The organism is Halopenitus persicus (genome assembly GCF_002355635.1).
In the GTDB taxonomy this organism is placed as follows: Archaea; Halobacteriota; Halobacteria; order Halobacteriales; family Haloferacaceae; genus Halopenitus; species Halopenitus persicus_A.
On the sequence record NZ_AP017558.1, the window covers coordinates 254,908 to 278,371 of the forward strand.

Below are 23,464 nucleotides of genomic sequence, written 5' to 3' on the forward strand. Positions count from 1 at the left end.
GGAGTTAGGGAGTAGCTGTGCCGGAAACGGCCGTGGCCGGATCCGCGCCGGTCGCGATGACCGCCGGAGCGATCGCGTTCGTGGTTCCATCGTCGGTCGTGCCGTCGCCGGTCGAGTTCGTGGAACCGCCGTCGGTCGTGTTCGACCCGTCGGTGGCGGTCGAGTCGTCCGACGCGGTGTCGTTGTCGGTGGCGTTCCCGTCGTCGCCGCCGAGGAGCGACTCCTCCTCGAGTTCGACCGTCGCGGCCGAGTCGTTCTCGCCGACGACCTGGCCCTCGGTGACGGTCACGGTGCCGGTGTTGTAGGTGAGGCTGCCGTTGCTCGCGGTCGGCGCGGTGCCGACCTGGTAGGGGCCGGTCGCGCGGACGCTCACGTTGGTGTAGCCGTTCTCGGGGCCGTACTCGTCGTAGCCGGTGGTCGAGTAGGGGACGTGGAACGAGAACTCGCCGTTCTCGTCGGCGATGGCGAACTGCCGGTAGATGAACGTCTCGTTGGAGTGCGGATAGGTCATCTCGACGGCCGCCTCGACCTCCTGGCCGGGCTCGGCGCCGGAGCCCTCGATTGTCGCGCCGGGGACCTTCTCGAAGGTCTTCACCCAGTTGGCCCGGGTGGTACGCAGCTGCGTGTTGAAGGCCTGGCTGGCGTTCGACTCGGTCGCGTGGACCAGCCGGTAGTGTTCGAGGGCCTCGACGCGCTCGAGCGGCATCGATCCGATGCCGCCGATCTGCGCGGTGCCGCTCCGGTTCTCGACGAACGACTCCGCCTCCGCCATGGACCCGAATGCCTGGGCAACCGGTTCACCCTCGGCCTGCGGGACCGTCCGGATCGTGGTCCGGGAACCGTCGGCGGCCTCGACGGGCGTCTCGTCCCAGTTGAGCACGATCGGCTCGGGCTCTTTGGCGCTGCCGTGGTACTCGTAGAGCCGGACCATCAGGCTCTCGTAGTAGCGCTGCTCGCGCGTCTGTGTGGCGACGCGGAACCCGCCCTGCTGTGTCGGCCGGTAGATGGCGCCGAGGAAGTCGCGCTGGGTCGCGTTCCCGTCGTCGTAGAAGGTGACGGGCGCGGTGAACTTCGAGCTCGGGTGAACCATCTGCCAGTCGACCATCACGTAGCGGGTGTGCTCGCCCTCGGTGCTCTGGTCCGCGAGGACGCTCTGTGCGCGCTCCTCGCTGGGCGCGAGCAGGAAGTTCGCGGCCCGGCGGGCGTTCTGCTGGAACGGGTTCGCGTTGGGGATCCGATGAGCTCTGGTGGTTATCCAGTGGCCGTAGTCCCACCACGACTGCACGCCGTAGGCGCCCTCGGGGTACTCGAAGTCGCCGTCCGCGGGGCGCTCGTAGGTGCCCTGGTACTCCAGCGCGTTGTCGTGGCCCTCGAGCTCGCCCGGATGGGGCGTCTCCTCGTTCATCCACTGGAGGCTCTCGTCCCACTCGACGACGCTGCCGGGGCCGGTGTTCGCGCCGGCGGCCCACACCGGGGTGACCATCGCGACGAGCGGCGCGAACAGCACGAGCACGACCGCCCCGAGGATCATCACCTGCCAGCCCTGCACGGAGTCGGCGGCCTCGAGCACCGACTTTCCGCGCACGTCGAGCGCGCCGAGCACGAGCTGGAAGCCGTAGCCGGCGCCGACCGCGACGACGACCGCGAGGTAGTAGTTGAACCGGCCCTGCGTGAACGCCATCGAGAGGATGAACAGCCCCCAGACGACGAAGTAGAGCTCCTCGGCGTCGTAGCGCGCGAGGTAGGTCGCGCCCACGAGGAACGCCGTGGCCAGCGCCAGGCCGACGACCTGCCAGGAGAGCCCGACGAGGCCGCCGATCGCGTCGTAGACGCCCGGAATCACGTAGACGCTGCCGATCACGGCCGCCGCGGCGACGACGTAGCCCGTCTCCCGGGTGTCGTCGCTGCGGATCAGGGGGCGCGCGAGGACCACGAGGATCGCGATCAGCGCGAAGAAGAACGCGAAGCCGTACTGCGAGAGGACGAAGGGCGCAAAGTCCGACTGCATCAGGGGCGGCTGCGCCTCGCTGATTGTGCGCGTGGCTGCCGCGGTGGAGAAGGCGATCGTTCGAAGGAGGTTCGTGGCGATGGTGTTCCACGCCGCGGGAACCGCCACCGCGAGGACGCCGATCGAGGCGGCGATCAGTCCGCCGACGGCGGCGGGATAGGCACGCGGGTCGATGTCGCGGGCGTTCCACTGCCGTGCGAGGAACGCCAGAAACGCGCTGCCGGCGGCGGCGCCGAGCGGGAGGACGACCTGCAGGAGCGAGTAAGCGGTCGTCTCGAAGGACAGGCTATCGAGCGGAACCACCATCAGGAGGCCAGCGGCGGCCATCGAGACGGTCCCGACGAACGCGATCGGCTCGGGGCTGTCGCCGTGGACCACGTCGCTCGTGATCTTGATCACGAGGAAGATCCCGGTGAACCCGACGAGCATCACGCCGGGCTGCCAGGTGGCCATATATAAGGCGATCGCGAGGCCGGCGGCGGCGGCAACCCCAACCGGGCGTTTGAGTGCCTCCCAGTCCTGATCGACGACGAGCTCCCAGACGGGTTTATCTCGTTCGGCAACCCCGAGCGCGACGAAGAACGCGAGGACCGCGAGCGTGGAGAAGAAAACCTCGCCCGCATGGTGGTCCGGGAAGCCCACCAGCGTCTGGCTGAAGAAGGTCCCGGGAAGCAGTCCGAGGACGGCGACGGCCACGACCGCCGAGAGTCGGTCGACGAACCGCCGAGCGATGAAGTACACCGGGATCGCGACCGCGGTCCCGACGATCGGCGCGATCACGAGCATCGCCTGCATCAGTCCCTCCTCGCCGCCGCCGGTTATCGGCGAGGAGACGATCGCGAAGATGGCGATGAGATGGTCCCAGAGGGTTCCGAAGTGGCCCGCGTCGACCCCGTAGGGGAAGCCAGACCAGACTTCGTAGGAAAGCGTGCTCGGCCAGTGCTCGAGGAGATAGGACGTCTCGCGGAAGTGGTACCAGGCGTCGTTGCCGCGGAAGTAGGTTTGGCCGTCGACGATGAAGTTGTCGTACGCGCGGAGGCGCGAGTACAACATCACTGCGAGGACGACGACGATCGCGGGGACGTGATACCACCGCTCGAAGAGATCGAGGACGGAGGAATCCCCGAGACCGTCGGAATCGGTCTGATCGCTCATTGTGGGTTTCGACTCGGAAAACGCGCATAAGGCTTGTCATCTACGCTCTCGAACCTAATTTTCGGCGCATGATTGATCGACCCCCAGATTCCGTATACTCGTCCGGATCAGTACTCATTCCGGCAAAATTCGTTGTAACGATCGCCTCTGTTAGTCATCTGATGTGTGGGAGTCGAAACTTTGATGTCAAAATCGGATATCATCTTAGCGACATCACTCATTGATTCGATGCAGGCACAATATGTTCGAACGATACAAATATGTAGAATCTCCTTGATAGTCCGTTGGATGTCTACAGATCTTTCAAATCTCTCAATCGCTGTCGTCCACGAACATTACTACGAGCGGGGCGGTGCCGAGTACGTCGCAGAGACTATCGCTCGTACGTTCGACGCCCCAATCTATACTGGGTTCGTCAACGAGGAAGCTCTCCCACCCGAAGCGGAGCGCGAAGAGTTGGAATTTGTCGATTTGTTCGGTGAGCGGTATATAGCACCGTTGGTTCGTCGATTCTCTTGGCTTCGCGATTTTTACTACCAATTCGCGTGGCAACGTCTTCCCGAACTGACAGAGTACGATGTCATCATACAGAGCGGCAATAATCCGGGCTGGTATGTTCCTCCAGAAGAACAGACGGTCGTAAAGTACGTCCATACGACGCCACGAACCGCCTATGATCTATTTCATCAGCGTGCAGACAGCTTCGTGACGAAGCTATATGCTTACGCATCCCGCGTTTTGTACAACCCGAACATCCCCTATCCCGATATTTATGTCGCAAACAGCGAGTTGGTCGCACGACGGCTCACTCGATACTGGGGCGTCGAGAACCCGGAAGTTGTCTATCCGCCGACCGAGATACAGTCGTACACGAGTGGAGAACACAGAGACTTCTATCTGAGTTTCTCGCGACTGACCGCCGACAAGCGTTTCGATGAGATTATCGGAGCGTTTCGACATCACCCCGATAAACACCTCGTCATCGGGGGTTCCGGGCCGAAGGAGCAGGAACTCAAATCACTCGCTGAAGATATGGACAACGTCGAATTCCGTGGATATCTCGAGGAGAGCGAGAAGCGGGAACTCCTCGGTTCGGCGAACGCACTCGTCTACGCGGCCGTCAACGAGGACTTCGGGATGGTCCCAATCGAAGCCTACGCGAGTGGCACGCCCGTCATTGGAGTACGCGACGGCTACACAAAGTACCAGATTCGCGACGGCGTGACGGGCATCCTCTACGAGCGTGGAGTATCGTCACTAGCCGACGCTATCGAACAGTTCGACTCGGAAGGGGTGGAGGCTTCTGCGGAAGAACTGGTACAAGTTTCCCGAACGTATGGTCTCGAAAACTTCCGTGAGTCAATTCGAGAAACCGTCGAACGGGCCGTGGAGCAGTCCCGAATCGACGCAGGTCCGAAGATATGAGTGATAATTCGTTGCACGTCGCGCTCGTTACCCCATGGAATACTGGCGGTGGCATCGCGAACTACAGTGAACGCCTCCGAGACGGACTGGAATCCGTAGGCGTCAAGGTATCTGTCGTTCCGATACGCTACCCGGCGACTATGAACCCAATCAGGTTCGACGAGGCGTTCCAGTCGATTCCTTACGACGCCGACGTGATCCACGTCCAGTACGAAGCGGGCGTGTTCGGTCACTTCGGCGTGAGCGGTGTTTGCACTCCGTCGTTCTACGCACGGCTCGCGCGGCGCGACGAAGCCGTCGTAACGACGCTCCACGAAGTTCATCGCTCGTACCCCTCACAGGGTACCGTTGGCAACACCATCCTCATCAGTCGCGATTGGGGGGTCGAGCGACTCGTGCTCACGGTGTCGGATACAGTCGTTGTTCACACCGACGACGCAATCGACATTCTTCGGGAACGGCACGGCAACCGTGATTCGATTCGGAAACTTCGACATCCAGTCGACGACCCAGTCGCACTACCGCTCAACCGATCGACGGCCAGAGAGAAGATGAGCGTGACAGCAAACACCGTGTTGTCGACACTCGGGTGGGTGGAATCGAAGAAACGATACGAGGACGTGATCCGCGCACTACCGGAACTCAGGGACACGACGTACCTTATCGCGGGGGAGCCGCGTCACGACGCCGACGAAGAAGTCCTCGACGAGACGTTCAAGTTAGCCAAGCTACTCGATGTCCGTGACCGCGTTCAGCACGTGGGCTACGTCGCCGACGAAGACCTCCCCGCGTTGTTCGGAGCAACTGACCTCGCAGTCGCTCCTTACGAGCAAGTCACACAGAGTGGTGCGGTGAACACCGCACTTGCCTACCGCTGCCCGGTTCTAGCCACCGCACTACCCGCGTTCGAAGAGCTCGCTGCCGACTACGACTGCGTCCAAACCTACGACGAAACGGACGATATTACGAACCACATACGGGACGCAGTCGGTGACGAGACCAGAGACCGATTGCGCGAGTCTACGAAGCGGTATGTAAACACTGAAACGTGGACCGCCTTCGCTGCCGAAACAGAATCATTGTACGCTATGATGATCAATTCTCACTGAGGATCCGAATTCCTCACAGTGACCAATTTAATGTGTTCGCCATCTTCAACGTAGCCCCACGGTAATCATTTGTTATGTCCTCTGTTTACGTACTACGACAGTATCCAGCCGGTAGCCACGACGTGCCTATTCGTCGTGCAGCAGAAAGCATTGGGCTCAATGTGGAGACACACGAGTACGATCTCGACTCGAACTTCGACGGTATAATCGGAAATCTACAATTCCTCGGAGACGCCCTCCTGTGGTCACGCGACGAGCGAATCGTCCTCGGCGCCGAGCCGTTCGATCCACGTGTTCCGCTCTTCCAGTGGCTCGCCGATCGTCACGACGTTGTCCTCCACACTAGTTGGCCATACTGGAAAACCGACTTCATACCGCAACCACCACGATTCAACTGGCAACGACGACGTTGGCGATCTTTCCTCGATGATATCCGCGTCGTCGGTGTGACAGAGGCGGCGACCAAATCAGCTCGGGCGGCTGGAGCGAGCGACGCCGTCAACATCCCACACGCGGTCGATACCGACATCTATACTCCTGACGCTAGCACTCACAGGCGCGACGACTTGATCGTCCTGTTCGTTGGTCAGCTGGAACCACGCAAGGGCGTCAGAGAGCTTATTGACGTGATCCGGACGTGGAATGGACCGCCGGCCAGATTCTGGTTTGTCGGTGACGGTCCGCTCACCGGAAATATTCGGACTCTCGCGCATAACAAGGACAACGTAGAGTACTTCGGATACGTCTCTGAGGACGCTCAACTTGCGGATATCTATGCGAGTGCGGACGTTCTCACGCTACCTTCCTACCGGATCGACGACTGGGAAGAACTATTCGGTATCGTAGTCATCGAAGCATTCGCGTGCGGTCTTCCGGTGGTCGCGACTGACTGCGTCGGTCCGGCAGAAATAATTGACGAAGGTGAGACAGGGTACGTCGTCGGTCAACATAACACCGCGGCTCTCGAATCTCGCCTTAGCGAACTTCTCAGTTCACCTGACGACCGTGCTCAAATGAGTAAGCGGGCTCGAGAAGTCGCTGTCGAGCGGTACGACGACGATGAGGTATCTCGCCGATGGAAACGAGTACTCGGTCTGTAGTCCGTCAATCACAGGCCTAAGGGGTGAGTACTATATCTGTCTTCACTCTATGTAACCAAGTTCGCGAAGTCGTTCCTGAACCGCCTCGCTTTGCTCAGTTCTCTCCTCGCCTGCGCTGCCAGCCCGATACGCGTCGTGGTTCTCTCTCGGAGTCCCCACCATCGTTTCGAGGCGTTTCTTGTATGCTTCGACCACGTTCTGCTTGTCGGCTGCGAGGTCGGTAATCTCCCAGAAATCTGTCTGCATATCGTAGAGTTCGACCCGATCTGTCGCATCCCAAATGAGTTTGTAGGTATCGTCGACGAGCGCGACCTGATAGCTCGCCCACTCAGTCTCGCTGACGCCTTCAAACACCTCCCAAGGCTCATACGACAACTGCGTATCTATCCCGTAGTATTCGACGATCGCCTCACCGCTGGGTGAAAGCGTCTTTTCATCTCCCTCCGCTACCGACTGGAGATGAGAGCAGAGCTGGCGGAGCTCCGCGACCTCACCCTCAACTTCAACGTTTGTCCACGGATAGTCGATAATAAGTGGGACGTGACAGACATCGTTGTATACGCGACCTTGGTGGCCCCAAAGATCCGCATTTCCGAAGAAGTCGCCGTGGTCAGATAGAATAAGTAGCACCGTATCGTTACGGACTCCCTCGTCCCGGAGGAACACGTCGAACTCTCGAAGTTGGTCATCGAGGTACCGTATCTCCGCGTCATACAGCGCCTGCAGGATGATTCGGTCGCGATCCGTTATCTCGTCTAACCCGAAGCACGCACGCACTGACGAGTAGTCCAGAGCGTTCCGTATCTCGTCGAAGGATACGTCATCCGGCATAAACTCACGAATGTATCCGCGTGGCGGCCGGTACGGATCGTGTGTCTCTACGAAATTGGCGAATATGAAGAATGGTTCGTCCGCACTACGAACAATATCCCGTGCACTATCAAGCGCGGTACTCGCGCCGTCGTCCTGCCAGTATCCGTAATCCTTCCGCAGTTTCCGATACAACTGCGCGGCGCCGTTCACGAGACTCTTCGGCGACGGGTGGTGTGCTACAGTCTTCAAGAAGTACGTGTACTTCTCGCGTTCCGAATCGAATCCCTCCTTGTTCGCCTTCTCGGCCATTTGCTCGGCTACTGGATCCTCGTCGAACGGAAGGTCCCGTGAGGAAACGAACGGCACGTCTACGCTGTCGAACGCATCTGCCACCCCGAAATCACCGGATACAAGATGTGTTGACACCGCGTGTGTCGAGTATCCACGGTCATTCAAACCCTCGACGAGCGTGTTCTCTGTGATTCGCTTGTTCCAGTCGACCGCCCCGTGATCGCTGGGATACTGGCCCGTGAATATCGACCCGTACGACGGAAGACTGTAGATAGAGTTCGCGAACGCGCGGTCGTACCGGACACCGCTATCGGCGAGTGAGTCTATGAAAGGGCTCGTCTCACGGTCGTACCCATAACAAGAAAGATTCGATGCCCTCGCCGTGTCCAAGAGGATGAAAACGATGTTTGGTTTCATTAATTTCAATAGTAAACGTCAAGTTATTCAACGCTTCGACCATCATATTGAGTTACGGGTGGAAAGTGAGGCGTGTGATTTCTGGCATAGGCACCAAGAAATTACTCCGCCTCACCCTTCATTCTTAACTAAACACGACCCGCGTTCACTCTCAGGATTTATGTGACCGTAGCCGGTCTTTAGTGGCAATGGTAGAGGAGAGGATCTTAGAAATCGGTGCAGGACAATCACCGGATTCTCGCGCGACAGAAACATTAGACATTCGGGATGATCTCGAACACATCGACTACAGTGGTATCGATATCGGAGCCGACGAGTGGCCTGTCGGTAATGATTCAATCGATATGGTGATTGCGAATCATGTCGTTGAGCACGTATCACCGGAGTCGATCGGACACATCTTTGAGGAAGTTGATCGTGTCGTGCAAAAAGGTGGACGATTCCACGTTATTGTACCACATACTGGAACTTGGCAGGCGGCGACGGATCCTACCCATCAAGGTACCGGCGGATGGACACCTGATATTGTCGAGTATTTCACAGGAAATCTCGAGGAATATTTTCCTAAGTTAAAGTGGAATGTTAGTGCCAAGGCAAATCTGTCGTTTCCGCTGTTCCTGCGGGAACGACTCCGCCTGCACTTCACGATATCGAGCGGATCCATCTCGAGCGAAATCGTGAAGATTCCATTTGTTAGCGGCGAAGTGGAATTCTGGGCAACAATCCAGTAGTTGCGGACGTTGGTCATATCTCTATCGCATATATGTGTAGTTCAATACCATCAATATGAGCGTGGGGTACGTACAACAGGAGAGTTACTCGAACGCCTCCCGCAGCTCGGAGTCGACCTCCCACGTGCCGTCAGTCTTCCCACGCAGCAGTTCGACACTTGCCCGCAGCAGTGACACCTGTGTGTCGGAGATTGAGTAAAACGGCTGGAACGGCCCAAGTCTGTCGCTTTGGCCGAGGTACGCGAACACACACACAGCGGCAGGAAACGCGACCCCCACGACGCCGAACACTGATATGGCAGCTCCAATCCCGATCACGAGCGTCGCGGCGAGCAGCCAGGGTGAGACGATCATAAACCACCAGTTGAACGGGAGCACGACCTGCCCATATTTCCCGTACTTCCCGAGCGCATCGCGGTGCTGGACTAGTAGCCGAATCAGGCCCATCCCACGCCGATCCTTCTGCTTACGACGTTTCACGAAGTCCGAGAAGCTGGCTTCCATATACGTCACAGCGGGATCGAAAACCACGCGCCCACCCTGCCGGCGAATTTTCAGCGCGAGCTCGGTGTCGTCGGCCAGCGAGTTCGGGTCAATAGGAAGTAGAGCATCGTTCTTAAATGCGGAGAACGGGCCGTGGAAGATGAGAGTCGAGTCCAAATGAGACTCCAATTGCTGGATATGGCTCTGTACGCCTCGATAGCCAGATTCGACCTCGCTGCCGCCGAGCACTTCGACGTTCCGTCCAGTCACTGCATTGATATCATCATCGGCGAGATTCGCTGCGGCCTCTCGCAGTACATCCGGCGGAAGCTTCGAGTCGCAATCCGTCTTTACAACCACCTCCTTCGACGCGGCCGCGTAGGCGTCGTTGAGCGCTGGCGCGAGGCCACGGCGCTTGTCCTCCTCCAGCAACACCAACTCTGGCGCATCTAAGTCCTCGAAGTACTCCCGAATGATCCCCCGGGTGTCGTCTGTCGAGGAGTCGACGACCACCAGCTCCACTTTCTCCATCGGGTAGTCAAGTTTCAGAAGATCATCGAGTTTCGTTTCGACGATCTGTGCCTCGTTGTACGTCGGGAGGACAATACTCACGTCTGGCTCCCAGTCCTGCTTGTCCGCGGGTGACCCCGCCGGTTGAACCCACGCGTACAGCGCGAGGTAGCCCACGTAGGGTGTGGTAGTCACCACGAGGAGCGCGAGCGCAGCTACTACGAGCGCGTTCATACGGCAGCAATAGACACGTCGAGGTAAAAATCCCTCCGGCACCGGTCCGAAGCCAAACCGTTTGTGCTCCTCCATCCACGTCATATTGACCGACTACGAGAGCGTGTCCGCGTTCGTGCCACACAAACGAGGCCGTCAAGATCACCAACTGAGACAGGTCTCTACGACGCCAGCATCCAATATGTTTTCGCCGTTGACGGAACATCATCGCACGTCCACCGCGAACAGCGCCAGCGAATCGATGCCATCCGCGGGATTGACTCACTTGGACTTGCCCGCCGGCCACTCACCACTCGAGTCCAGTTCGACTGAGTCGAAGCTCGGAATAGCATCGCGATCGTGGTATCGACGAAGTGTGCTCGTGATCGTAGCCAGTAGCCAATTCGAACCGAAGCGATAATCCTCTTCCCTTGATGACCAACATCTATGCAGAACCAGCGCGTCCTCGTCACGGGCGGCGCGGGCTTCATCGGGTCGAACCTCGCCAACCGTCTCGCCGAGAACAACGACGTGATCGCGGTCGACGACATCTACCTCGGCACCCCCGAGAACCTCGATTCCGACGTCGAGTTCGTCGAGGCTTCGGTCCTCGACGATGACTATCCCGCGGACGTCGACGTCCTCTTCCACCTCGCCGCGCTCTCCTCGCGGAATATGCACGAGGAGAATCCCCAGCGCGGCTGCCGGGTCAACGTTGAGGGATTCGTCAACGCCGTCGAGCGCGCCCGCACGGAAGGGTGTGAGACCGTTGTCTACGCCTCCACCTCCTCGATCTACGGGAGCCGAACCGAGCCCTCGCCCGAGAGTATGGACGTCGAGGCAGAGACCGCCTATGAGGCCTCGAAACTCGCCCGCGAGCGCTACGCGGAGTACTACGCCAACCACCACGGGATGAATATGGCCGGCCTCCGGTTCTTCTCGGTCTACCAAGGCTTCGGCGGCAACGAGGCACACAAGGGCGAGTACGCAAACACGGTCGCGCAGTTCGCGGACGCCATCGCGAACGGCGAGACTCCGAAGCTGTTCGGCGACGGCACCCAGACGCGTGACTTCACGCACGTCTCGGACGTCGCTCGTGCCTGTGAGCTTGCGGCCGACCACGAGCTCACGGGGGTCTACAACGTCGGCACAGAGGAGGCCTACTCGTTCAACGAGATGGTCGCGATGATCAACGACGCGCTGGGAACCGACATCGATCCGGAATACATCGAATGTCCCTTCGACGACTACGTTCACGACACGATGGCGGACTACTCGAAATTCCGCCAGGCCACCGGCTGGGAGCCCGAGATCGACTTCGAGGAGGGCGTCGGGTTGGTGTGTGAACCGTACCTGACCGAGGAGTGAGAGAACACGGTCGCGATCGACCGTCCTCGATCGTCGAAGAAACGCCGATCAGTCGAACAGAACGAGCCCCAACTTCTCACAGGCGGGACAAACCAGGGCGTCCCGTCCCTTGTGCTCGTCGGTCTCGAAGGGACAGTCACAGCGCGGACACTGTACGTTCGGGAGGGCGCTCACCGTCGTCATCACGCGTCCTTTCGATGGGGATTATGTATGTCTTGTGACTGCAAAGCACTGTGGTATCGGATCGGAAACGCCGGTTGTGGGTACCCATACCCGTCCGGCAGTTCTCGAACAACGGCTTAATGTCGTGTCCGGCCATCCACCCCACACGAAATGCGAATCGGCCAAACCTCGTTCGTCTACTTCCTCTCGAAGATCGTCGTCTCGGCGACGGGGTTCCTGGCGACACTCTATTTCGCGCGTGTCCTCGGTGCGGGGACGCTCGGCGTCTATTTCCTCATCCTTGCGCTCGTCTCTTGGCTGAAACTGGCCGGAGAGATGGGCGTCGGCGGCGCCCTCTCGAAGCGGATCAGCGAAGGTGACGGCTCGGGTGGATACCTGGTGACCGGTGCGCTCGTCATCGGGGCGCTTACCGTCATTCTGTTGGCCGGGATCTGGGTGCTTCAGGGACGGATCGAGGCCTACGTCGGCCATCCCGACGCACCACTTATCCTGGCCCTTCTCGTCCTCGTCGAACTCCTCAACGGCTACACGTCCGCGATCCTGAAGGGACAACGATTGGTACAGTACATCGCCGGTATCTCGACGGTTCGAACGGTGGTCCGGGTCATTCTACAGGTTGGGGCCGTCTACCTGGGCTACGAACTGCTCGGCCTCGTCGGCGGGTTGGCGGTCGGGATACTGATCGCGTCCCTCCTCGGCCTCACGATCGTGTACCGGTCGCTCGAGGAACGACCTTCCCTCAACGACTGGAGCTACCGACACGTCGAGCGCCTCCTCTCGTACGCGAAATACTCCTGGCTCGGCGGCGTCAGGGGGCGCTCGTTCAACTGGGTCGACGTCGTCGTGCTCGGACTGTTCGTCCCCTCGAACCTGATCGGGATCTACACGATCGCGTGGAACATCGCGTCGTTTCTCAACGTCTTCGGGACGTCGATCCGGACGTCGATGTTCCCGGAGATCAGCAAGCTCGCCGCCGAGGACGACACCGACCAGATCCGGAGTCTGGTCTCGGACATGCTCGCGTTCGGCGGACTCATCCTGATCCCGGGACTCGTCGGTGGCGTCCTGATCGGCGATCGGCTGCTCCGGATCTACGGGTCGGAGTTCGTGCAGGGCACGGCGGTGTTGGGGCTGCTCATCCTCTCGGTCCACATCTACGACTACCAGATGCAGTTCACCAACGCCCTCAACGCGATCGACCGCCCCGACCTCTCGTTCCGGGTGAACGCGGTCTTCATCGGCGGGAACGCGGCGCTCAACCTCGTGTTGGTGTCCCAGTACGGCTGGGTCGGCGCCGCGGTCGCGACCGTCGTCTCGGCGACGGTCGGCCTGGTCGGGGCCGCCCACTACCTCCGGCAGCAGATCGACGTCGCGGTCCCGATCGGGACGATCCTCCGCCAGTGGGCGGCGGCCGGGTGTATGGGAGTGGTGGTGTCGGGGATCCTTCGCGCCGATTCGGTATACGGGATTTTCTCGAGAAACGATGTCTCGGTCATCGTGGTAGCAGGAACGGGCGCTGCCGTCTACTTCGTGGTGTTGTACGCCATCTCGTCCCGGTTCCGAACGGTCATCCGGAACAACTCGCCGGTCGAGATCCCGATCTGAAACGACACTCCCGAGCGGACGAATCCCGTCGAATGGCCCGTTCCGAACCGACAGTCTCTCCGAGGTGCAATCACGCCGAAGATCCGGTCGATACCTCATTCGGCTCCCGTCGCCGCAACGGAACAGACCTTTCCCATCCCGTGTATATCGGCCAAGTATGACGCGGTCTCGCCTTCGTGACCTCCCCGCTCGGGCGTGGCGCCAAGTCCGATCGGACCTCCGCGAGGACCCCTCCCTCCCGTACGTTCTCCTGCTTGCGGTCGTGCTCTGCGGGTTCTGGATCCACCACCGCGTGCCGAACTTCGCGACGCGCGACGAGAAGAGCCGGATCCTCGACGTGCTCGTGGCCTACGGGCGCGTCCTCGATGAGCCGACCGCCGAGTCGCTGCGGGAGGGCGTCGCGTGGAGCCGCGTTCCCTTCGGCGCGACGTTCCACCTCTACGCCGTGGTGCTGTTGCCGGTCGTGCTCGCGGCGTGGCTGCTCGGCGACCTCGGGTCGATCGCCGGCCTCGGCTTCCCGAGCGACGAGTTCGGCTTCTATGCTGCCTGGCAGTCGGTGCCGGAGTGGATCTGGACCTGGTCAATCCTCCTCGTCAGGCTCGCGAACGTCGCGTTCGCGGTCGCGTGCGTCTACCTCACCTACCGGATCGGGACGACTGCACACGGTCGGATCGCCGGAAACCTCTCGGCACTCCTGTTGACCCTCACGTTCGGCTTCCTCACGATCGCCCACGAGGGCGGCGAGGACATGCCCGCGCTCTTCTTCGTCCTGCTCGCGCTGTATCTGGGGCTGCGCTACGTCCGGACCGACGACCGCACCCTGTTCGTCCTCGCGGGCGCCGCCGGCGGGGTCGCGATCGCGTTCAAGCTCACCGCGGCACCGGTCGTCCTCGTGGTCGGCGCCGCGTACCTGCTCCGGGCACGATACGTCGCTGACTCCGGTGGCAGCGACGGCGGCGATGACTCCGGTGGCGACGACAGCGGTGACTCCGGCGGCTCCGACGGCGACTGGCGGGAGGTCCTGTGGCGCCCACGTCTGTTCGTCGGCGGCGCGCTCGCGGGCGCCGGCTGCATCCTCCTCGGCTTCCCGACCGCCCTCGTCGGGGAGATCGGGCTTGTGGTCGATCGGATCGCCGTCGGATCGACCGCGCGGGCGACTCACACCACCGGCCCCGACGCGCCCATCTGGTGGTGGTTCCTGCGAGGGTACTTGAGCGGACTCTCGCTCCCGCTGTTCCTTGGGGGCCTCCTCGGGGTTCTCGCAAGCGTCGCCTCGCTCCGAACCCGGCGCGAGGGCGTCGACGCGACCGCCCTGGTGCTCGCCGCGCTGGTCGGCTATCTCCTCCTCTTTTCGGGGTGGCACGACTTCCGCGTCCATCACCTGCTGCCGACGTTCCCGCTGATCGCGCTCCTGCTCGGCGAGCGCCTTCACGCCCTGCGCGAGGCCCGGCCGTCGATCGCTCGTCCCCTGATCGCGGTCCTGCTGATCACGAGCGGCGCCTACGCGGGCGTCGGCGTCGCGGGATACGCGGACATGCCTCGTGACAACGCCGAGGACTGGCTGGTCGCGGAGGCCGGGGCGAACGACACCGTCGAGACCTACCGCGTCGACTTCCAGGACACCGCGGTTCCCTACGGGATGCGGGTGAATCACGTCGGGCTCTCCGAGGAGGAGGCGGTGCACTGTCCGGCCTACATCCAGCTCGGCTACCGAGATCTGCTGTTCTTAAGCGAGGGAACCTACTACCGCAACGACGGGCACACCGGGGCCTACGTCGAGGACCTGCTCGGTGGCGAGACGAACTACGCGATCGCCGCCGAGTTCGGGCCACGTCCGCCGGGCTTCATCCCGGACCGCGCGACGCCCGGGTCAGCCACCGACCTGCTCCGGTACGGCGTCGTTCCCCAGACGGACCAGTACGCGGACGAACAGGAGCTGCGGGCGAACCAGTACACCCTGATCCTCGAACGGACCGGCGAGTGCGAGAGCACCCGGAACCCGCCGCTGTGAGACGCGGGGCGGCTCGCTTGAGGCGACGGGCGCTGCCCGACGGGGCGCTCACTCCCCGGTCGTCAGCGCCTCCCGATCCAGCGACGCCGCGGGATACCACCCGGCCAGCGCGGGGAGGTAGACGCCGAGGAACCGGTCTAAAAGCACCACGGACGCCGCGATCCCCTCAGGAACGCCCAGCGCGACGAACACCACGGTCGTCGTCGCCTCGGTGACGCCGATCCCGCCGGGCGTCAGGGGGAGCAGCGTCACGCTGTAGGCCGCGACCAGGTAGAGGGGCAGGAGGAGGGCCGGCTCGAAGGGCGCGCCGAACGCCGCCAGCAGCACCAGCACGCGGCCCCCGGGCGCGACGACGGCGAAGGCGGTCCAGCCGAGGGCGTACTTCGCCCAGAGACCGGGATCGACCGCGAGCCGGCGGAAGGAGGTGCTGGCGGCGGCGGTGAACTCGCGCAGCCCCCCGACGCGGTCGGCGGCCGCGGCTCCCACGCGTGGAATCCGACCGACGAGCGCCTCGAGCACATCGACGAGCCGGTCGAGCAGGGGGAGGTTGATCCCGGCGAGCAACACCGCTCCGCCGGCCGCGAGGTAGAGCCCGGTCGAGAGCGCGAGCAGCAGGAGGATCCCGCCCGGGAGCCGGGGGGCCGCGGCGACCACGCCGACCGCGGCGACGGCGCCGTACAGCACGGCGTAGATCCCGGTGTGGACGCCCGCGACGGAGGCGCCGTCGGCGTACGCCATCCCGGTCCGGCTCCGGAGGACGAAGGGCGCGGCCACGCGTCCCGAGAGCCGCGAGGGGAGCAGCTGGTTGAGGAAGTACACCGCGAGGTCGACGCTGGCTGCCGCGCGGAACGACCCCGCGCCGACGCGGGCCATCAGCACCTGCCAGGAGTACACGCGGCCGAGGAGGCCGAGGACCGAGACCGCGACGATCGTCGCGAGCGCCCCCGAGCCGAGTCCGCCGAGGTGACCGAGGACCGTCCCGAACTCGATCTGCGACAGCACCCACGCCAGCGCGACGAGCCCCAGCCCGTACTGCAACGCGGCGATCGCCAGATCCCGGCGGGAGCGATCGAACACGTCAGGCCACCTCGTTCGGGTCCCTCTCACGGTCGGCATCGAAACCGGCGTCCGCGAGCACGTCACGGATCGTGACGAACTCGAAGTCGGTCCCGAGGATCCGGTCGACGGCCCGGCGCATCCAGTCGCCGGTCCGAACCGTGACGCGCGCCGGCACCCCGTCGACGTCCGGCAGGTCGACGAGTTCCCACGGATGGACGTACAACACCGGAGCGATCCCGCGCCGGGCAAGAAGGCGCATCCCCCAGATCGTGTACCGGACCCCGAAGAACCGGAGCCACGTGCCGGTCAGCGGCAGGCCGATCCCCGGGAACACCGCGGTCGGGACCTCCGTGATCCCGCCGGGCGCGTCGGGGTCGACGGCGGTCGCGATCGCGGGGCGATGGAGATCGTACTCGCCGCCGTACCAGCCGGGGATCCACCGACAGGAGACCACACTCGCGTCGTAGTCGTACCCGGCCGCCGCGAGCTGGTTGAAATGATCCGGGCCGAAATCGAACGCCGGGGCACGAAACCCGGAGACGTCGGTCCCCGTCACGGCCTCGAGACGCTCCTTCGACCGGGCGATCTCTTCGCGCCGCCGATCGGGGGACAGGTCCGTCAGCAGGCGGTGCGTGTGGGTGTGGGACCCGATTTCGTGACCGGCGTCGGCGAACGCGGCGACCGCGTCGGGGTGCTCGTCGGCGATCTCGGAGACCACGAACGCGGTCGTCGCGGCGTCGTGGCGCGTGAACGCCTCCTGGAGGAATCGTGCGCCCGCCAGTCCCAGGCTCGGATCGGCAAGCGCTCCGGCGGCATTTCGGAACGCGGGCGTGTGTCTGAACAGTTCGACGTCGATCGAGAGGACCGCGCGATCGTGGGCGTCCGCGCCATCGTGGAGGTCCGCGCCATCGCTGCTCGCGTCATCGTCGTCCCGTCCGCCGGTGCGACGATCACTCATGGTCGCCGTTGTTTCCGTCCCGGTCGTCCATCTCGGCGTCGAGGAGGCTCAGCCGTTCGTTCAGTCGCGAGACGCGGTCGTAGAGCGTCCCGATCCGGTTCAGGAGATAGATGACGAGCGCGAACAGCGTGAGGTTCGAGACGACGAGGATCGCCCGCGCTCGCAGCTCGAGTCCCAGCAGTCGCGCGACGGCGTCGAAGGCGGTCGGGAACGCCGCGACGAAGACGAGGCCACTCCCCACGATCACCGAGAGGACGAACACCGCGACTGCCTCCCGGCCCGTCCTGACGAGGTAGTAGCCGTTCGCGAGGAACAGCAGGCCGACGACCAGCGCCACGACGTTAACGAGCGAGTAGTCGAAGGTGAAGCCGATCATGGGTGGGTATGGACGGTGCGGGCGGTCATACGTGAATATAGACGGTGCGGGCGGTCATACGTGAATATTGGCGATGCAGAGCTGTCATATGTGGATCACCGGAACAGCAGGACGCGCAACACGACATCGATCATCCGGAGCGGATAGAGGACGAACGTGTCGAACGAGAACTGTGAATCGCCCTGCTCGCGGATCGGCATCGCGACCGAGACCTCCGTGATCCGCTGGTCCCGTTTGGCCGCGTCGAGCGTCTGTTCGACCGCCCAGTGTCGGTCCGAGCGGTGGAGGATCTCCCGCAGGGCGCCGACGCGATACACCCGGAACCCGCTGGTCACGTCGGTGATGTCGACGCCGCCGAGGACGTTCACGACCGACGTGAAGAAGCTGATCCCGAGCCGCCGGACGGCGCCGTACTCCTCGAAGCTTTCGTTGAGGTAGCGGCTCGCGATCACCATATCGTGATCCGCAGCCGCCTCCAACAGTCGGGGGATGTGGGTGGGATCGTGTTGCCCGTCCCCGTCGATCTGCAGGACGAACTCGTAGTCGTTGCGGATCGCGTACTGGTAGCCGGTCCTGACGGCGCCGCCGACGCCCGTGTTGAACACGTGTTCGATGACGGTCGCACCGTGGTCGCGAGCGATCGCGGCGGTCGCGTCGCTGGAGCCGTCGTCGACGACGACGACCTCCTCGACGTGTTCGCGCGTGCCCTCGATGACCGGACCGATGGTCTCGGCTTCGTCGTAGGCGGGGAGAACGGCGACGGTTCGCACTGGTGGAGGGAATCGGCGGGCCCCACTTAGGGATATCGCTCCGGCACGGACCGCAGGCAGGGAACCGACCGGAGCGGGACGCGTGAGGACGTGCGGGGCCCGTGAGGACGTGCGGGACGCGTGAGGACGACGACGAAAGCGACTTGTGAGTCGATCGAGTGGGCGGATCCATGAGCAGAACGGTCGTCGTCGGACTCGACGGGAGCAACTGGGACCTGCTGGAGCCGTGGATCGACGGCGGCGATCTCCCGAACCTCGCCGCGCTGCGCGAGGAGAGCGCGTACGCCGAGACGGAGAGTTGCCTCCCGCCGGTCACCTTTCCGAACTGGAAGTGCTACTCGGCGGGGAAGAACCCCGGCAAGCTCGGCGTCTTCTGGTTCGAGCGAGTCGACCTCGAGGCGGGCACGATCGACGTCACGAACGGCGGCGACTTCGAGACCCCCGAGATCTGGGACTACCTCACCGACGAGGGGAAACGCGCCGGCGTGGTCAACATGCCGACGATGTATCCGCCCCGCGACATCGACGGTCCCATCGTCGCGGGCGGCCCGGACGCCGTCGAGGGGGAGTACCGGTCGATCGACGGCGGCTACGCCACGCCCGACGGGCTCGCCGAGGAGCTCGAGGAGCGCTTCGACTACCGGGTTCATCCCGACCCGCTCCTCTCCTCGAACGAGGAGACGGGCGCCGAGGTCGACGCCATCCTCGAGCTGCTGGACACACGCCTCGAGGTCGCGACCACGCTCCTCGAGGAGGAGGACCTCGAGTTCGTCCACGTCACCCTCTTCTACCTCAACGTCCTCCAGCACTTCTTCTGGAACGACGAGCCGACGAAACGCGCCTACGAGGTCGTCGACGAGTGGGTCGGCCGGATCGCCGATATGGAGGACACGAACCTCGTGTTGATGTCCGACCACGGCTGCGGGCCGACCACGACCGAGTTCTACATCAACGAGTGGCTGGCCGAGAACGGCTACCAGGCCCGGGAACGCACCGTCGACGGCGCCCTCCAGCGCGTCGGCCTCGACCGGGAGCACGCCCTCGCGGTCGCCAAGCGGCTTGGCGCGGTCGACCTCCTGGCGACCCTCGTCCCCGAGCGGATCCAGAAGCTCGTCCCGCAGAGCGCCGGGCTCAAACGCGACCGAAAGCTCGACGCCGTCGACCTCGATCGAACGCGGGCAGTCGCCAGCGGGCAGGGACCGATCTACCTGAACCCGGCCTTCGACCGCGAGGCGGTTCGTGAGGAACTGATCGCCGATCTCGAAGCCGTCACGGACGAGCACGGCCCGATCTTCGACGGCGTCTACCGCGCCGAGGAAGTCTACGAGGGACGGTTCCTCGACGAGCCCGGCGCACCCGACGTCGTCGTCGACCAGCGCGACGGCGTCCACGTCAACGACGGCATCGGCGGCGGCACGGTCCGATCCGGACCGGACCGCTGGCGGGCGGAGAACACCCGCAACGGGCTCTTTCTGGCGTCGGGACCGGACTTCGAGGCGGCCGGGCGACTGGACCGGATCAGCATCCTGGATATGGCGCCAACCCTGTTGACGGCCGCCGGCTGTGCGGTTCCCTCGGATATGGACGGGGAGGTGCTACCGATCGTCGCCGGCGACTCCGAACCGGAGACGCGCGAGCCGATCGCCTGGGACCGCGCCAGCGGCGAGGACGTGACGGCAGGGGTCGAAGACCGGCTCACGCAGCTCGGGTATATGGAGTGATCCGCTCCGGGCATTCGGAGGCCGAAGTCGATGGATCACCTCGTGTCCACAGGGACGAGTTCGAACGCGACGGTTACTCGACCGTGACGCTCTTCGCCAGGTTCCGCGGCTTGTCGATCGGGCGTCCGTTGTCGTTCGCGACGTGGTAGGCGAACAGCTGGAGGTGGACGTTCGCGACGAGCGGCTCGAAGGTTCCGACGTCGGGCACCGGGAGGGAGACGTCCAGGGTGTCGTACTCGTCGGCGGCGGACACACAGCCGATCGCGGGCGCGCCGCGTGTTTGTGCCTCGGTGACGTTGTTCATCGTCTCCGACGCCCGCCCGCCCGCGGTCAGCACGGCGAGGACGGGCGTGTCGGCGGTCACGAGCGCGAGCGGGCCGTGTTTGAGCTCGCCGGCGGCGAAGCCCTCGGCGTGGTCGTAGGAGATCTCCTTGAGCTTCAACGCGCCCTCGAGGGCGACGGGAACGCCGAGATCCCGGCCGACGAAGAAGAACGCCTCGCCGTCGCCGTACTCGCTGGCGGCCGCACGAACCCGGTCCTCGGCGTCGAGCACCTGCTGGACCGCGCCGGGCAGCCCGCGGAGGTCCTCAAGGACGGACCGCGCGTCGGCCGCGGCGAGGGCGCCGCGCTCCCGGCCGATGGCCACCGCGAGCATCGACAGCGTCGCCACCTGGGAGGCGAACGTCTTCGTCGCCGCGACGCCGATCTCCGGGCCCGCGCGGATGAAGGCGGTGTCGTCGACCTCGCGGGTGACGGTGCTGCCGAGGGTGTTCGTCACCGCGACCGTCCTGGCGCCGGCGGCGTTCGCGCGCCGGATCGCGCCGAGCGTGTCCGCGGTCTCCCCGCTCTGGGTGACCGCGACGACGAGCGTTCGGTCGGGGCTCCGCCCGGCGCCGAAATCGTACTCGCTGGCGATCTCGACGGTCGCGCGCACGCCGGCGAGGTCCTCGAAGAGCCGCGCCGCGTACCGGCCCGCGTAGTTCGAGGTTCCGCAGGCGACGATCTGGATCTCCTCGAGATCGGCGAGAAAGCCCGGGGGGAACGAGACGTCGAGGTCGACGCGTCCCCGGTCGATGTCGATCCGTCCCGAGATCGTCTGCCGGAGCGCCGAGGGCTGCTCGTGGATCTCCTTGCGCATGTAGTGCTCGTAGCCGGCCTTCTCGGCCGCGTCGGCCTCCCACTCGACCGTCTCGACGCCGCGGTCGACCGGTTCGGATCCGGCGGCGTCGCCGGCAGCGAACACCTCGACGTCGCCGTCGGCCGAGAGGTCCGCCACGTCGCCGTCCTCGAGGTAGGTCACCTCGCGGGTGCGGTCGAGGAAGGCGGTCACGTCGCTGGCGACGAAGGCCGCGTCCTCGCCGTGGCCGATCACGAGCGGGCTGCCGTCCCTGGCGGCGACGATCCGGTCGGCCTCCCGGTCGACGACGCAGACCGCGTAACTCCCCTCGAGCCGGTCGATCACGCGCTCGAGCGCGGCACGGAGGTCCGGGACCGCCTCGTCAGCGCGCGCCGCCTCGAGGAGATGCGGAACGACCTCGGTGTCGGTGTCGCTCGTGAACTCGTGGGCGTCGAGCTCCGCGCGCAGCTCCTCGTGGTTCTCGATGATCCCGTTGTGGACGACCGCGATCGAGTCCGTACAGTCGGTGTGGGGATGCGCGTTCGCGTCGGTCGGCGGGCCGTGGGTGCTCCAGCGCGTGTGCCCGATCCCGCAGGTGGCATCGGGCGCGTCGGGGACGGTCAGGTTCGAGACCTCCCCCGAACGCTTTGCCACCGTGAGGCCACCGCCGTCGTTCACGAGCGCGATCCCCGCGGAGTCGTAGCCGCGGTACTCCAGGTTCTCGAGCCCCTGATAAACGATCGGGGCCGCCGCCTCGTCGCCGACGTAGCCGATGATCCCGCACATCGTTACCCCCTCCGAACGACCGCGTCCGGCTCGATCGTCCCGCTCACGACAGCTCCCGGATCGATCCGCGAGGCGTCCCCGAGGACCGTGCCGGGGACGAGCGTCGCGCCGCCGCCGACGGTCGCGTTGTCCCCCACGACGCCGCCGAGCGTGACGTCCGCGTGGACCGTCCCGTCGACGACCACGGTCGCCCGGCCGCCCGCGATCGTGGCGTTGGCGCCGACGCGTGCGTTTCCGGCGACGACCGCGTCGCGAACCACCGCGCCGGCCTCGATGACCGCGTCCGGGAACACGACCGACCCCTCCACGACCGCGTTCGGGCCCACGGTGACGTTCTCGCCGAGGGCGGTTCCGCCGCCGACGACCGCGTTCCGGCCGAGGCGGACGTCCGCACCCACGACCACGTCGTCGGCGACTCCGGGGGTGGACTCGGCGTCCGCCGCCGCTGTCTGCCCGCTCGCGTCGTCCGCCGGCCGCTCGTCGGCACCGACGAGGGAGGCGTTGACCCGGCACAGGTCCCAGAGGTACGAGACGTCGAGCCATCGCCCGCGGTAGCCGATCGCCGTGATCGAGTTCTCGTCCGCGATCCGGTCGAGCGTGTCGGTGAGCGCGAGTTCGCCCGTGGGCGAGGTTTCACGGATCGCGTCGAAGACGTCCGCCGTGAAGCCGTAGACGCCCGCGTTGATACGGCTCGTGGTGACGGGAGCCTCGGGCTTCTCTGCGATCCCGGTGACGCGGTCCGCGCCGTCGAGGGTGACGACGCCGTACTCGCGGGGCTGGTCGACGTCGGTCACCGTCATCACGGGCGCGTCCCCGTCGCGGGTCGCCTCGCGGACGCGGTTGACGACGTCGGCATCGACGATCCGGTCGCCGTTCAGCACGACGAACCGGTCGCCGACGGCGGGCTCGGCCTGGAGGAGGGCGTGGCCGGTGCCGAGCTGGTTGGCCTGTTCGACGTATTCGACGTCCACGCCCCAGTCGTCGCCGTCGCCGAAGTGGTTCCGGATGCGCTCCTGGCGGTACCCCACCACCAGCACGATCCGGTCGATGCCGGCGCCGCGGATCGCGTCGATCACGTACTCGAGGATCGGTCGGGTGGCCACGGGCAGCATCGGCTTCGGCCGCCGATTCGTGAGCGGCTCCAGGCGCCGCCCCTCGCCGGCCGCCAACACCACGGCGGTCACGGAGTCGTCGGTCATACCGGAGGGAGGCGACCTCGCGGCATAAATCCTCACGACTCGGACGCCCTCGCCGC

The 23,464-nt window shown here is 64.2% G+C and carries 18 protein-coding genes; 8 read left to right on the forward strand and 10 right to left on the reverse strand.

Features of this window, described 5'->3' with window-relative positions; genetic code table 11:
• Positions 1 to 4: 4 nt before the first annotated feature.
• Positions 5 to 3,163: an oligosaccharyl transferase, archaeosortase A system-associated gene (locus tag CPZ00_RS01205; RefSeq protein WP_096388997.1), complete on the reverse strand. Its 3,159-nt coding sequence runs from the start codon at positions 3,161 to 3,163 to the stop codon at positions 5 to 7.
• Positions 3,164 to 3,451: 288 nt separating this feature from the next.
• Here CPZ00_RS01205 and CPZ00_RS01210 point away from each other — a divergent pair, with 288 nt between their 5' ends.
• From CPZ00_RS01210 to CPZ00_RS01220, 3 genes are all read left to right on the forward strand, one after another.
• A complete protein-coding gene (locus CPZ00_RS01210) occupies positions 3,452 to 4,588 on the forward strand; it encodes a glycosyltransferase (protein ID WP_157744146.1) in 1,137 nt (378 codons plus the stop codon).
• Positions 4,585 to 5,697, forward strand: a complete 1,113-nt coding sequence (locus CPZ00_RS01215; RefSeq protein ID WP_096388999.1) for a glycosyltransferase — start codon at positions 4,585 to 4,587, stop codon at positions 5,695 to 5,697. Before CPZ00_RS01210 ends, CPZ00_RS01215 begins: the two co-directional genes overlap by 4 nt.
• Before the next feature lie 161 nt (positions 5,698 to 5,858).
• A complete protein-coding gene (locus tag CPZ00_RS01220; RefSeq protein ID WP_157744147.1) occupies positions 5,859 to 6,797 on the forward strand; it encodes a glycosyltransferase in 939 nt (312 codons plus the stop codon).
• 42 nt (positions 6,798 to 6,839) lie between these two features.
• On the opposite strand, the gene CPZ00_RS01225 is transcribed toward CPZ00_RS01220, so the two are convergent.
• Complete coding sequence (locus CPZ00_RS01225) at positions 6,840 to 8,318, reverse strand: sulfatase (RefSeq protein WP_096389001.1); 1,479 nt, start codon at positions 8,316 to 8,318, stop codon at positions 6,840 to 6,842.
• A gap of 188 nt (positions 8,319 to 8,506) precedes the next feature.
• Between CPZ00_RS01225 and CPZ00_RS01230 the strand changes: the two genes are divergently transcribed.
• Entirely contained in the window at positions 8,507 to 9,049 is a 543-nt protein-coding gene (locus CPZ00_RS01230; RefSeq protein ID WP_096389002.1) for a methyltransferase domain-containing protein, read from the forward strand.
• Positions 9,050 to 9,133: 84 nt separating this feature from the next.
• On the opposite strand, the gene CPZ00_RS01235 is transcribed toward CPZ00_RS01230, so the two are convergent.
• Positions 9,134 to 10,276, reverse strand: a complete 1,143-nt coding sequence (locus tag CPZ00_RS01235) for a glycosyltransferase (protein WP_096389003.1) — start codon at positions 10,274 to 10,276, stop codon at positions 9,134 to 9,136.
• A gap of 426 nt (positions 10,277 to 10,702) precedes the next feature.
• Here CPZ00_RS01235 and CPZ00_RS01240 point away from each other — a divergent pair, with 426 nt between their 5' ends.
• The gene (locus tag CPZ00_RS01240) at positions 10,703 to 11,623 is read left to right on the forward strand and encodes an NAD-dependent epimerase/dehydratase family protein (protein WP_096389004.1); all 921 of its coding nucleotides are present in this window, start codon (positions 10,703 to 10,705) and stop codon (positions 11,621 to 11,623) included.
• Positions 11,624 to 11,671: 48 nt separating this feature from the next.
• Here the strand turns inward: CPZ00_RS01240 and CPZ00_RS16000 are convergent, their stop codons facing one another.
• On the reverse strand, positions 11,672 to 11,806 hold the full coding sequence (locus CPZ00_RS16000; RefSeq protein ID WP_269845481.1) for a hypothetical protein: 135 nt from the start codon (positions 11,804 to 11,806) through the stop codon (positions 11,672 to 11,674).
• A gap of 150 nt (positions 11,807 to 11,956) precedes the next feature.
• Here CPZ00_RS16000 and CPZ00_RS01245 point away from each other — a divergent pair, with 150 nt between their 5' ends.
• Positions 11,957 to 13,411 carry an oligosaccharide flippase family protein gene (locus CPZ00_RS01245; protein WP_096389005.1) on the forward strand — a complete coding sequence of 485 codons (1,455 nt, stop codon included), beginning with the start codon at positions 11,957 to 11,959 and terminating at the stop codon, positions 13,409 to 13,411.
• Between the two features lie 157 nt (positions 13,412 to 13,568).
• Positions 13,569 to 15,422: a glycosyltransferase family 39 protein gene (locus tag CPZ00_RS01250; protein ID WP_096389006.1), complete on the forward strand. Its 1,854-nt coding sequence runs from the start codon at positions 13,569 to 13,571 to the stop codon at positions 15,420 to 15,422.
• A gap of 48 nt (positions 15,423 to 15,470) precedes the next feature.
• Here CPZ00_RS01250 and CPZ00_RS01255 read toward each other — a convergent pair whose 3' ends face one another.
• From CPZ00_RS01255 to CPZ00_RS01270, 4 genes are all read right to left on the reverse strand, one after another.
• Positions 15,471 to 16,499: a lysylphosphatidylglycerol synthase transmembrane domain-containing protein gene (locus CPZ00_RS01255; RefSeq protein ID WP_199243374.1), complete on the reverse strand. Its 1,029-nt coding sequence runs from the start codon at positions 16,497 to 16,499 to the stop codon at positions 15,471 to 15,473.
• 1 nt (position 16,500) lies between these two features.
• Entirely contained in the window at positions 16,501 to 17,439 is a 939-nt protein-coding gene (locus CPZ00_RS01260; RefSeq protein ID WP_096389008.1) for a polysaccharide deacetylase family protein, read from the reverse strand.
• Positions 17,432 to 17,815 (reverse strand): DUF2304 domain-containing protein, encoded by a 384-nt coding sequence (locus tag CPZ00_RS01265; protein WP_199243375.1) that lies wholly within the window; start codon positions 17,813 to 17,815, stop codon positions 17,432 to 17,434. Before CPZ00_RS01265 ends, CPZ00_RS01260 begins: the two co-directional genes overlap by 8 nt.
• A gap of 95 nt (positions 17,816 to 17,910) precedes the next feature.
• Entirely contained in the window at positions 17,911 to 18,585 is a 675-nt protein-coding gene (locus tag CPZ00_RS01270; protein ID WP_096389009.1) for a glycosyltransferase family 2 protein, read from the reverse strand.
• Between the two features lie 170 nt (positions 18,586 to 18,755).
• On the opposite strand from CPZ00_RS01270, the gene CPZ00_RS01275 reads away from it, so the two are divergent.
• Positions 18,756 to 20,306 carry an alkaline phosphatase family protein gene (locus CPZ00_RS01275; protein WP_096389010.1) on the forward strand — a complete coding sequence of 517 codons (1,551 nt, stop codon included), beginning with the start codon at positions 18,756 to 18,758 and terminating at the stop codon, positions 20,304 to 20,306.
• A 73-nt stretch (positions 20,307 to 20,379) separates the two neighbouring features.
• On the opposite strand, the gene glmS is transcribed toward CPZ00_RS01275, so the two are convergent.
• Positions 20,380 to 22,209 (reverse strand): glutamine--fructose-6-phosphate transaminase (isomerizing), encoded by a 1,830-nt coding sequence (gene glmS, locus CPZ00_RS01280; RefSeq protein WP_096389011.1) that lies wholly within the window; start codon positions 22,207 to 22,209, stop codon positions 20,380 to 20,382.
• 2 nt (positions 22,210 to 22,211) lie between these two features.
• Positions 22,212 to 23,408 (reverse strand): sugar phosphate nucleotidyltransferase, encoded by a 1,197-nt coding sequence (locus CPZ00_RS01285; protein ID WP_096389012.1) that lies wholly within the window; start codon positions 23,406 to 23,408, stop codon positions 22,212 to 22,214.
• Positions 23,409 to 23,464 lie beyond the last annotated feature (56 nt).